Origin of the sequence: Pseudomonas sp. PA-4-8C (genome assembly GCF_021606625.1) — a bacterium.
Taxonomy (GTDB): Bacteria; Pseudomonadota; Gammaproteobacteria; order Pseudomonadales; family Pseudomonadaceae; genus Aquipseudomonas; species Aquipseudomonas lactis.
The window spans coordinates 1-11,318 of the sequence record NZ_WKCD01000175.1; the positions used below are offsets into that span (position 1 = coordinate 1).

The 11,318-nt window shown below is 61.4% G+C and carries 12 protein-coding genes; 6 read left to right on the forward strand and 6 right to left on the reverse strand.

What is annotated here, in order from left to right; translation table 11 throughout:
• The 3 genes from GIW04_RS21130 to GIW04_RS21140 all read right to left on the reverse strand — a co-directional run.
• Nucleotides 1-883 (reverse strand): ABC transporter ATP-binding protein (locus tag GIW04_RS21130; protein WP_236479172.1); only part of this gene is annotated, 883 nt, incomplete at its 3' end.
• Between the two features lie 135 nt (nucleotides 884-1,018).
• Complete coding sequence (locus tag GIW04_RS21135) at nucleotides 1,019-1,636, reverse strand: glutathione S-transferase family protein (RefSeq protein ID WP_003190113.1); 618 nt, start codon at nucleotides 1,634-1,636, stop codon at nucleotides 1,019-1,021.
• 56 nt (nucleotides 1,637-1,692) lie between these two features.
• Nucleotides 1,693-2,352 carry a transglutaminase-like domain-containing protein gene (locus tag GIW04_RS21140; protein WP_003190111.1) on the reverse strand — a complete coding sequence of 220 codons (660 nt, stop codon included), beginning with the start codon at nucleotides 2,350-2,352 and terminating at the stop codon, nucleotides 1,693-1,695.
• Nucleotides 2,353-2,542: 190 nt separating this feature from the next.
• Here GIW04_RS21140 and GIW04_RS21145 point away from each other — a divergent pair, with 190 nt between their 5' ends.
• Together GIW04_RS21145 and GIW04_RS21150 are read left to right on the forward strand one after the other, a co-directional pair.
• Nucleotides 2,543-4,990 carry an acyl-CoA dehydrogenase gene (locus GIW04_RS21145; protein WP_034135204.1) on the forward strand — a complete coding sequence of 816 codons (2,448 nt, stop codon included), beginning with the start codon at nucleotides 2,543-2,545 and terminating at the stop codon, nucleotides 4,988-4,990.
• A 75-nt stretch (nucleotides 4,991-5,065) separates the two neighbouring features.
• Nucleotides 5,066-5,473 carry a PA2817 family protein gene (locus GIW04_RS21150; protein ID WP_003190109.1) on the forward strand — a complete coding sequence of 136 codons (408 nt, stop codon included), beginning with the start codon at nucleotides 5,066-5,068 and terminating at the stop codon, nucleotides 5,471-5,473.
• Between the two features lie 139 nt (nucleotides 5,474-5,612).
• Here the strand turns inward: GIW04_RS21150 and GIW04_RS21155 are convergent, their stop codons facing one another.
• On the reverse strand, nucleotides 5,613-6,545 hold the full coding sequence (locus GIW04_RS21155; RefSeq protein ID WP_120247749.1) for a LysR family transcriptional regulator: 933 nt from the start codon (nucleotides 6,543-6,545) through the stop codon (nucleotides 5,613-5,615).
• 89 nt (nucleotides 6,546-6,634) lie between these two features.
• Here GIW04_RS21155 and GIW04_RS21160 point away from each other — a divergent pair, with 89 nt between their 5' ends.
• Nucleotides 6,635-7,276, forward strand: a complete 642-nt coding sequence (locus GIW04_RS21160) for a serine-tRNA(Ala) deacylase AlaX (RefSeq protein WP_044273085.1) — start codon at nucleotides 6,635-6,637, stop codon at nucleotides 7,274-7,276.
• Nucleotides 7,277-7,366: 90 nt separating this feature from the next.
• On the opposite strand, the gene GIW04_RS21165 is transcribed toward GIW04_RS21160, so the two are convergent.
• Together GIW04_RS21165 and GIW04_RS21170 are read right to left on the reverse strand one after the other, a co-directional pair.
• Complete coding sequence (locus tag GIW04_RS21165) at nucleotides 7,367-8,938, reverse strand: alkaline phosphatase D family protein (RefSeq protein WP_120247748.1); 1,572 nt, start codon at nucleotides 8,936-8,938, stop codon at nucleotides 7,367-7,369.
• A complete protein-coding gene (locus GIW04_RS21170; RefSeq protein WP_120247747.1) occupies nucleotides 8,935-9,489 on the reverse strand; it encodes a GNAT family N-acetyltransferase in 555 nt (184 codons plus the stop codon). The genes GIW04_RS21165 and GIW04_RS21170 overlap by 4 nt, the downstream gene beginning before the upstream one ends.
• Before the next feature lie 190 nt (nucleotides 9,490-9,679).
• On the opposite strand from GIW04_RS21170, the gene GIW04_RS21175 reads away from it, so the two are divergent.
• From GIW04_RS21175 to GIW04_RS21185, 3 genes are all read left to right on the forward strand, one after another.
• Nucleotides 9,680-10,087 carry an ExbD/TolR family protein gene (locus GIW04_RS21175; RefSeq protein ID WP_034135199.1) on the forward strand — a complete coding sequence of 136 codons (408 nt, stop codon included), beginning with the start codon at nucleotides 9,680-9,682 and terminating at the stop codon, nucleotides 10,085-10,087.
• 2 nt (nucleotides 10,088-10,089) lie between these two features.
• Nucleotides 10,090-10,818, forward strand: a complete 729-nt coding sequence (locus GIW04_RS21180) for an energy transducer TonB family protein (RefSeq protein ID WP_003190100.1) — start codon at nucleotides 10,090-10,092, stop codon at nucleotides 10,816-10,818.
• A gap of 24 nt (nucleotides 10,819-10,842) precedes the next feature.
• On the forward strand, nucleotides 10,843-11,318 hold a 476-nt coding region (locus GIW04_RS21185; protein WP_236479173.1), incomplete at its 3' end, for a TonB-dependent receptor plug domain-containing protein.

Consider the following 11,318-nt stretch of genomic DNA (forward strand, 5'->3'; position numbering starts at 1 on the left):
CCTCAAGGCGATTGGTTTTATTACGCAGGCTCAGCACTTCGATGTTCTGAGTCGCCAACTGGGTGAACAACGCGGTGATGCCCATGGCTTTATCCACCTGCACCTCCAGGGTGTGGCTGTCCACCAGCCGGCTCGGGTAGCCGAGCAACTGCGGGGCCAGCGACAGATTGTTCTTCAGGTCGAGCAGGAAGGTTTCCACATGCAACTGGCCCAGCAGGTTGCGCATGCTGGTGTTCTCGACAATGGTGCCGTGGTCGATGATGCCGATGTTGCGGCACAACTGCTCAGCCTCCTCCAGGTAGTGGGTGGTGAGGATGATGGTGATGCCCTTCTCGTTCAGTTCGGTGAGGAAGGTCCACATCGAGCGGCGCAGTTCGATGTCCACGCCGGCGGTGGGTTCGTCGAGGATCAACAGGCGCGGCTCGTGCACTAGGGCGCGGGCGATCATCAGGCGGCGCTTCATGCCACCGGACAGCGAGCGCGAAGGCACGTCACGCTTGTCCCAAAGGCCCAGTTGGGTCAGGTACTGCTCGGCGCGTTCCTTGGCGACTTTCGCCGGAATGCCGTAGTAGCCAGCCTGGGTCACGACAATATCGAAGGTCTTTTCGAACTGGTTGAAATTGAATTCCTGGGGCACCACGCCAATGGAGCGCTTGAGCGCCGCCGGCGATTTGTCCAGGTCATGCCCGAAGATATTCACCGTGCCGCTGGTCTTGTTGACCAGGGTAGAGAGAATGCCGATGGTGGTGGATTTGCCGGCACCGTTGGGGCCGAGCAAGGCGAAGAAGTCACCTTCGGCAACGTCCAGATCGATACCACTCAGGGCCTGGAAACCGTTGCCGTAGGTTTTGGTTAGCTGCCGGATGGACAGAGCGGAACTCATATGGAAGTACGCACCAAAGAAGGGAATAGAAAGAATAGATGAAGGCACACCCCAGGTAGTTCAACCTGCGATGCAGTGCGAGCATGGTGCGTGCCCATGCCGCACAAGTACAGTCACCCGTATTAATAGTGTGTATTAAGTCAACGCGGTCATCACCGCCTTGCGGTAGGCCGGGCGCTGTTGCAAACGCTGGTACCAGGCCTCCAGATTCGGCATTGCCGGGCGTTCGATGGGCATCTCGAACCAGGCGTAGATGAAGCAGCCCAAGGGAATATCGCCCATGCCGAACGCCTGACCGGACAGGTAGGGTTGCTCGGCGAGGGCTTGTTCGACGGTTTTGAGCGCGTCGATACAGGCTTGGCGCCCGGCATTGATGCTGTCCCAGTTTTGCTGGTCAGCCGGGGTGCGCACGATGCCCCAGAACACCGCTTTGAACGGATCGGCGAGCGTGGAAGTGGTCCAGTCCATCCACTTTTCGGCGTTGGCCCGGGCTTGCAAGTCGCTGGGGTAAAAGTCCGATGCCTGCTTGGCGCACAGGTAACGCACGATGGTGTTGGATTCCCACAGCACAAAGTCGCCATCTTCGATCACCGGCACCCGGCCATTGGGGTTCATGGCCCGGTATTGCGGGGTATCGACCACACCAAAAGCCCCGCCCGCATCAATTGCTTCATAGTCCAGGCCGAGTTCCTCGGCGCACCACAGTGCTTTCCTGACGTTTGATGAATTTTTACGACCCCAGATCTTCAGCATGACCGCGCCTTATCGTTGATGAACATGGCTTGATGAAGGCAGCAGCATACGCCGGTTCAGCCGCGGCTTAAATCGCCCTGCATATCACCGAGCAAGGTGGGCGCATCGTCACCAAACAGGTGCGGGTAGCACTGGCGGATATGCGCGAAGAAAAATGCTTCGGGCACGTCAGCAAACTGCCCATGGTCCACCACGTACTCCATCGAACGCTGGCCCTGGCGATTGAACGCGTGGAACACGCTGTCGTGCAGCCCATCGAATTCCAGCGGCGGCACGTCGAACACTTCGCACAGTTGCTGATTGAACGCCGGAGTGGCCTTGACCCAGCGGCCGTTCAGGTAAAGCTCGGTATAACCGTGCATGGCGAACACGTCACTTTTGAGCAGGGCGAGCAGCCGCGGTGTGGACAGGTGGTTGCGTACGTCCGCCAAACCAATGCGCGCAGGGATACCACAGTGACGTGCGCAAGCTGCCAGCAACGTGGCTTTGGGCACACAGTAGCTTTCGCCAGCCGCCAGGGCGAAGCTGGCGTTCAAGGTGTTAGGGTCACGGCTGAAGGTATAGGGGTTGTAGCGAATGGCCTCACGCACCGCGTAGTAAAGACTGACTGCCTGGTCACTTAAATCCGGGCGGGTTCCGCGATGTTTCTCGGCGAACTCCACCACCACAGGGTGGTCACTATCGATGAAGCGGCTGGGACTCAAGTACGTATTCATGAGCTTGATCTCCGAGGGGAGCCTGGAGTTTAACCACCAGGCCTGCCCGAGAGATAACGACGATTCGGCCAAATGCCGGCGCCGGCTGATGGGTTGCCCAGTACACCTTGTTACACCCTGATCACCCGGCTTGTTCGGATGCCGACTAAGCTCCCTGGTGGTTTCGCCCCTGGTTCACGGAGGATTGAATATGCTGTTGTTGTGGATACTGGTGCTGGTGGTCGGCATTGCCTACCTGGCACACCGCCGTACTGCCCCCCTGCCCGCCCTGGGCGTGGTCGCCGTCTACCTGCTGGCGATGGGCGCCTGGAGCCAGGCACCGGGTTGGCTGCTGCTGATCTTCTGGGTGCTCCTGGCCGTGGTGGCCGCGCCCTTGTTGCTGCCTGACCTGCGCCGCCAATACTTCACCAAGCCGCTGTTCAGCTGGTTCCAGAAAGTGCTGCCGCCGATGTCCGAGACCGAGCGCGATGCGATCGATGCCGGTACCGTGTGGTGGGACGGCGAACTGTTCAGTGGCCGCCCCGACTGGGACAAATTGTTGGCCTACCCCAAGGCGCAATTGACCGAGGAAGAGCAGGCATTCATCGACGGCCCCACCGAAGAACTCTGCGCCATGGTCAGCGACTGGGAAATCGGCCAGGCCATGGACCTGCCGCCGCAAGCCTGGGAACACATCAAGACCCATGGTTTCTTCGCCCTGATCATTCCCAAGGAGTACGGCGGCAAAGGCTTCTCCGCCTATGCCCACTCCCAGGTTGCCATGAAGCTCGCGACCCGCAGCGGTGACCTGGCCTCCACCGTGATGGTTCCCAACTCCCTGGGCCCCGCCGAACTGCTGCTGCACTACGGCACCGAGGAACAACGCAACCACTACCTGCCGCGCCTGGCCCGTGGCGACGACATCCCGTGCTTCGCCCTCACCGGCCCGCTGGCCGGCTCCGATGCGGGCGCCATGCCCGACACCGGCGTGATCTGCAAAGGCGAATGGGAAGGCAAGGAAACCCTCGGCCTGCGCCTGAACTGGGAAAAGCGCTACATCACCCTAGGCCCGGTCGCGACCTTGCTCGGCCTGGCCTTCAAGGCCCATGACCCGGACCACCTGCTGGGCGAAGAAGAAGACCTGGGCATCAGCCTCGCGTTGATTCCTACCGACACCCCTGGCGTGGAAATCGGCCGTCGGCACCTGCCGCTCGGCGCCGCCTTCATGAACGGCCCCAACTCCGGCAAGGATGTGTTCATCCCGCTGGAGTACCTGATCGGTGGCCAGGAAATGCTCGGCAAGGGCTGGATGATGCTGATGAACTGCCTGTCGGTCGGCCGTTCGATCTCGCTGCCCGCCGTCGGCACCGGCGCCGCCAAGTTCACCAGCCTGGTGACCGGGCAATATGCCCAGGTGCGCGAACAGTTCAACGTACCGCTGTCGGCCTTCGAAGGCATTCAGGAAGCCCTGGCGCGCATCGGTGGCAACGCCTGGCTGATGGACAGCGCGCGCATGCTCACCGCCAACGCCGTGGACCTGGGCGAGAAGCCGTCGGTGCTGTCGGCGATCCTCAAGTACCACCTGACCGAGCGCGGCCGCGAGTGCATCAGCCACGCCATGGATGTGCACGGCGGCAAAGGCATCATCATGGGGCCCAACAACTACCTGGGCCGCAACTGGCAGGGCGCACCGATCTTCATCACCGTGGAAGGCGCCAATATCCTTTCGCGTAACCTGATGATCTTCGGCCAGGGCGCGATTCGTTGCCATCCCTTCGTGCTCAAGGAAATGGCCCTGGCCGGTCGCGAAGACCATGACCAGGCGTTGAAGGAATTCGATGGCCTGCTGATGCAACACATCGGCTTTGCCGTGAGCAATGCCGCCAGCACCCTGGTGCTGAACCTGGGCTTGGGGCACTTCGAAAAAGCCCCGGGCAACCGGTTGAGCCAGGGCTACTTCCGTGCCCTGAACCGCCAGGCGGCTGCGTTTGCCCTGCTGGCGGACCTGAGCATGATGTTGCTGGGTGGCGAGCTCAAGCGCCGCGAACGCCTGTCCGCTCGCCTGGGTGATGTGCTGAGCCACATGTACCTGGCCTCGGCGGCGCTCAAGCGTTACCACGACCTGGACTCGCCGGACCACCTGGAGCCGCTGTTTGCCTGGGCCATGGAAGAAAGCCTGGGTGAATCGGAACGCGCACTGGATGAGCTGCTGAGCAACTTCCCGAACAAGGTGCTGGGCTGTCTGTTGCGGGTGATCGTGTTCCCATTCGGGCGTCGTCATACCGGGCCGTCCGACGCTCTGGATGCCGAAGTGGCAGCCGTGATCGGCCGCGCCAAAGGCGACCCGACCCTGGAAGAGTTGCTGGCCGGCTGTTATCGCCCGCAATCGGCAGAAGATCCCGTGGGCGCCCTGCAACATGCCTACGACCTGCTCGGTGCCAGCCACCCCTTGCAGAAAAAACTCCACAGCGCGCTCAAAAGCGGCCAGGTCAAGCCGGTGGCCGGCGAGCACGCCATCGACGCGGCCTTGCAGGCCGGCGTGCTGCAACCGGCCGAGGCGCAAACCCTGCGCGATGCCGAGGCGGCGCGACGCAAGGTGATCGACGTGGATGATTTCAGCAAGGAAGAGCTGATGCAGGCAGAGGGTAAAGTCCGCTGAGTCGAGCGGTCATATAAAAACGGGCGCGAGAGGCTTATACTCTCGCGCCCGTTTTTGCTTTAGAGGCCTTATCTCGTGTCCAACGTCGTTGCCGATCATCTCGTCTTGCTCGACCACTTGCGCAGCATCCTGGTTGCCGTCGGCGAAGCCGAACAGGTACCCGAGGAAAGCCACTCGCTGTTCCTGGAGCGTTTCGACGAACTGCGCGCCCTGTTGCCAATCGACCCGATCGAAAGCCAGTACCTGGGCCAGGACCTGATGAGCCAGGTCATCCTGCGCTACCCGCAAATCGCCCACCTGGTGCCCCGCGACCTGCTGTGGTTCTTTGGCGGCGACTGCCTGCACTTCATGCCCGACGAAGAACTGGACCTGTACCAGGCCCTGGAAGAACGTCGCTATGAAGCCGAACAGAACGACGAACCGTTCGACTGGAACCAGGAAAAACAACTGCTGGCCATGCCTCAGGACCAGAGCAAACACTGACAACTATGCTCGTTCCCACGCTCTGCGTGGGAACCTATCCTGTGACGCTCTGCGTCACCCGCGCACAGGCATAAAGGCAGGACGCGGAGCGTCCAAGGTGGCATTCCCACGCAGAGCGTGGGAACGAGCAACCGCGTTCCTACCGTCGGTGCAGCGTGGGCTCCCTGGCCATGCACTCCACCAGATAATCGATAAACACCCGCAACTTCGGCGGCAGGTACTGTGTGGGCGAATGCAGCAACCACGCCTCGCCATGGTACGAGGCAATAAAATCCCACCCCGGCAACACCTGCACCAACTCCCCCGCTTCCAACGCATGCCGCGCGGTGAAATACGGCAAGCTGGCAATCCCGACATGCTGCAAGGCCGCCTCCAGCCGCACTCCGGTGTGGTTCGCCGCATACCGGCCGCGTACGCCGACCGTTACCGCCTTGCCAGCCTGGCGAAACTTCCAGCGTGAATCTCCCGGTGTCTCTCCCAGATAGATGCAACTGTGCCCGAGCAGATCATGGGGATGGCTCGGTGTACCGTGCTCGGCCAGGTACTGCGGCGTCGCGCACAGCAAATGTTCGATGGGCAACAGCTGGCGCCCGACCAAGCCTGGCGGCGGGCTATCGGTGATGCGGATGCTCAAGTCGACGTTGTCGTCGATCAAGTCCACATGCCGATCTTCCAAAATCAATTGCACATCAACCTTGGGGTAGCGCCGCAAGAATTCCGGCATGTGCGGGTGCACCACGAATCGCCCCACCGCCTTGGGCACACTGACCCGCACCAGGCCCTCGGCTTCATGGGTAAATTGCCCACTGATTTCCATCACCGAGCGCGCCGCATTGACCATCTCCTGGCAACGCTTGAACACCTCCTCGCCGCCCTCACTCAGGCGCAGCTTGCGCGTGGTGCGTTGCAGCAGGCGCGTGGCCAGGGCGTGCTCCAGGCGCGAGATACTGCGGCTCACCGCCGAAGGTGAAACGCTGAGTTGCCGCGCCGCTTCGGAAAAGCTGCCGGTTTCGACGACCTTGACGAAAATCGCCATTTCACCCAACAACGGCAAAGGAAGATTGATGCTCATGACGCACAGGTCCATTGATAATTGAGCGGATTATCACTCATCTGCGCACTATTTATACTGCCCACAGAACCCTGATGCGGATGTAGATAATGACCGAGCGCCTGTTTTTTACCCACGACCACCTGACGGCCGAGCTGGAAGTGCTCAGTTGCACCCCGTACGAAGAGCAATTCGCCGTGATTGTGCAATCGACGATTTTCCATCCCCAAGGCGGTGGCCAGCCGTTCGACACCGGCTGGCTCGGCGACAGCCAGGTACTGCGAGTCATGCAGGAAGCCGAACGGGTGGTGCACTACGTCGACCAACCTCTGGAACCTGGACCTGTCATTGCACGCGTCGACGCAGAGCGGCGCGCCTTGCACACACGTCTGCATTCGGCAGGGCATTTGATCGGCAACGCTGGCGAACGCCTGGGCTGGATGCCGATCAAAGCCCACCATTGGCCGGGCGAAGGCAAGATCACCTTTATCCGTGGCCAGGCCGCGCAAGACATGGATGCGCAGACGCTCCAGCAGTGGGTCAACACATGGATCGCCGCCGACTATCCCCGCCATATGACGCTGGAAGACGGCACCCGTGAAGTCGGCTTCGGTGAGTTGCCGGCTTACGCCTGTGGCGGCACGCATGTTCGAGCGTTGAGCGAACTGGGCCAGGTGACGATCCTGGCGCTATCGGAGAAAAAAGGCGCGCTGTCAGTACGCTACAGCCTCGCTGACACCCTGGCCCTGTAGGAGCGAGCTTGCTCGCGAAGAACGTTAACGATAACGCGAGCAGTCAGCTTGCACGCGGTGCCTGTGAGTTTTTCGCGAGCAAGCTCGCTCCTACAGGGCCACGCTCGGCTGGCCCGATTCATTGACGAACGACTTCAACGTCGACACCGTCGCCGCCGGGTCACGCGGGTCGCTGATCGCACGAAAATTCGTCAACATGCTATTGGCCGCCAACTCCACCGACACATAGCCACGCTGACGGCTGTCGAAGAACTTCACATGGGGGTTGAGCGGCATGATCTTCATGAACGCGTCATAGGGCGGGCCGTCGGAGGTGACCGACGAGCCGACAAACTCGGTGGCGACCACCGCCGAGTCTGGCCTGTCGGCGTCGGCATGCAGGTCGGTGGCCCAGAACGAATGAATATCCCCACCCCAGAACACCGGGTTCTTCACCCGGTTACGCATGATCGACGCCAGCATCCGTGAGCGGTTCGCCATGTAGCCATCCCAACCATCGGTCCAGCGGCCAAGCTTATGGTTGGTCAAGTCACGCTGCATCAGCGGCGCCACCAGCAAATCCTGGGCGATGATATTCCACTGCGCCCTGGACTGGGCAAACCCCTGGTCCAGCCAAGACTCTTGCTGCCAGCCGAGCAACGTGCGGCCAGGGTCACGCAGGTCGCTGCAAGGGGTGGTGACAATATGCCCTTGGTGGCTGCCATTGGCCGCGATGCACGGTTGCTCGGAACGGTACTGGCGACCGTCGAGCACATGGAAACGCGCAAGCCGGCCGTAATCCAGGCGCCGGTAGATGCGCATATCCGAGCCCTTTGGCACGCTGCTGGCACGCAGGGGCATGTGTTCGTAAAACGCCTGGTACGCCGCGGCCCGTTGCTTGAGAAACTGCGCCACCGCCACCTTCGGGTCCTGGGACCAGCGGTTGGCGTAGTCATTCTGTACTTCGTGGTCGTCCCAGGTCACGACGCTGGGGGCCGCGGCGTGAAGAGCCTGCAGGTCTGGATCAGTCTTGTACAGCGCGTAGCGGTTGCGGTAATCGCTCAGGCTTTGTGCGTTGCCACTGCCGTGAGAGCGAAACACCTTGCCCGACTCCGCCGCATAGGAACTGTCGTAAATATAATCACCGAGAAAAAACACCAGGTCCGGCTGCTCGGCGGCAAGGTGTCGGTAGGCGCTGAAGTAACCGCGCTCCCAGTGCGAGCAGGACACGAACCCCAGCCGGGCCGTGGCCATCGCCTGCAGCGGCGGCATCGTGCGCGACTGCCCCACCGGGCTCTGTGCGCCGAGCCCTTCAAACTGGTACCAATACGGCCGATCCGCCGCCAGCCCCGCCACTTCGACATGCACGGCGTGAGCAAAACGCGGCGTCGCCAGTACTTCGCCCTGCTTCACAATGCGCGTCATCGCCGCATCGCTGGCCACCCGCCAACGCACCGGCACCGTGCGGCTCAAGCCGCCACGGCCATCCGCCGCATTGAACAACGGCGCCAGACGCGTCCAGATCACAAAGCCATCTGGCAGCGGGTCGCCGGACGCCACGCCAAGGGGGAACGGATAATCCACCCCGGCACTGCGCGCAAACGGGCTGAGAATAGAAAACGCCGTAGCGACCGCCAGCCCGCCGAGGACCCGGCGCCGGCCGTGGTCGACTTCGCCGCTCACAGGCAGCGCTCCCAGTCGTCACGCACGGTGGCAAACCCGAGCATGTCCTCATACACGCCGTTCTTTAAAAACGCCTGGCGCATGCAGCCTTCATAGCGCAGGCCGATCTTCTCCATGACCCGCGCCGATTCCTTGTTGCGCGCGAAACACTGGCTGCCCACGCGCTGCAACCCCAGCGCCTCGAAGCCGAAGTCCATCACCGCGCTCGCCGCTTCAGCCGCATACCCCTGGTTACGGCAGTGCGCCGCCACCCAGCCACCCAAGTGCCCATAGCGATGGCGAGCATTGATACGCAGGCTGACCATGCCGACCAATTCATCGGTGCCGCGCACATGCATCCCCAGATTCAGCAGCTCACCGGTGCGGTACTTGTCAGCGATCCCGGCAATAAAATCCTGCGCGGTTTCCAAGGTGTAGGGCGCTGGAATGTTCGCCGTGTTGTCGGCAATTTTCGGCCCGTTGGCAAGCGTGAAAAGCACCTGCGCCTGGTGCATTTGCAGGGCGCGCAACAACAGTCGCGGGGTCGTCAATTGAGGCAATGCAGCAGGCATGGAGGCCGGCTCTCAAGATAAATTTCTCAAGCATGGATGCCCCGAGTGTCAGTTTCATTACGCCCGAAAACTGACCGGTAAGTTTTCTGAAAGACGCGTCCTAGAGCCTCTAAACGGTCAATTAAAGTTAACCAATCGGTCATTTTTGGCTGTTAGCGTTTTGCCCCTAATTCAATGACGGGGTAACGGAATGAGAACCTGGGACGAACCCAAGAAACGCAAGGCGCACATCGAGCTGATCCCGATGATCGACGTGATGATGTTCCTCCTGGTGTTTTTCGTACTGGTGAGCCTGAACGTGATTCCCGCGCTCGGCATGAAGACCCAATTGCCCAGCGCCAGCAGCTCGCAACAGCTCAAGCCGCAGAACAAATTCATCCTCACTTTGGGCCTGGAAGGCCAGTTGCAACTGGACGGCAAGGACGTGACGGTGGATGCCCTGGTGCCGGCGCTGAAGGCTGCCGAAAAGCCCGATACCAAGTCGACGATCATCGTCAACAGCGACAAAGGCGTGGAGGTTTCGCGCCTGGTGGAAGTGATGGACACCCTGCGCCTGGGTGGCTTCACCTCCGTGTCCATCGCCACGCGTAAGTCCTGATCATGTACGTTCTGTTTCGTGCGCGTCAGCTGCTGGGCAGTGTCCCGGCCCTGATCGCCCTGGTGCTGATTGCACTGGGTATCCAGTCCCAGACGTTGAAAGTCGAGCCGGTGTATGACGAGTCGGCGGTCGAATTGGCCTTGGTCGAGCCGGAACCGGAGGTCATACCGGAACCGGTGGTGGAGCAAGAACCGCCACCGCCGGTGATCGAAGAGGAAGAGGCCGAGCCTGCTCCCCCGCCGCCACCGCCCAAGCCGCTGCCAAAACCCGAACCCAAGCCCAAGCCAAAACCTGTGCCCAAGCCTGCGCCCGTGGTCGCCAAGCCATCGCCGACACCGCCACCGGTGGCCGCCAAACCAGCCCCGGCTCCGGTGGCCCAAGCGGCACCTACACCCGCCCCACCGGCGCCACCGAAAGTCGATGGCCAGGCCCTGGAAAGCGGTTATCTCAAAGGCTTGCGCAACGAACTGGACACCTACAAGCAGTACCCCACCGGGCGCCAGGCGTCCCTCGAACGCCCGAGCGGCGAAGTGGTGGTGTGGTTGCTGGTAGACCGCCAAGGCCGGGTACTCGACTCAGGGTTACAAACTCAGGCCTCGAGCATGTTGCTCAACCGGGCAGCCACCAACAGCTTGCGTCGCATCAAGCAAGTCAAACCGTTCCCCGAGCAAGCCTTCGGGGGGCGCAATGAGCAGCGCTTCACCGCCACCTTCAACTACAGCGTGCAATAAGCACCCGACACCAGGACGACAGTGATGAAGTTCACCCGTATTCATCTGGCACTTGTGGCCGCGACCAGCATGACCCAGGGAATGGTCATGGCAGAGACCAGCGACGTCGGCACCATTGGGGTACAAGGCAAGGCGACCGCCGGGGGCGGTTACATGGTGCCGGAGGAAAGCATCAAGGGCCGCTCCACGGTGACCAAGGAAGCACTGGATAAACAGGCGGCCACCGGCAATGCCATCGACAAGCTCAAGTACACCCCGGGCTTGAACATCTCCAGCGAAGACAACACCGGCTTGTCGGGCTTTCGCTTCACCATGCGCGGCATGAACTCCGACCAGGTGGGCATGTCGGTGGACGGCATGCCGATCAATGATTCGGGCAACTACGCGCTGTATTCCAACCTGCTGGGCGACCCGGAAAACATCGACCAGATCTTCGTTACCCAAGGCGCTTCGGAGTCCGACGGCCCGCACATTGGTTCCAGCGGCGGCAACATTGGCAT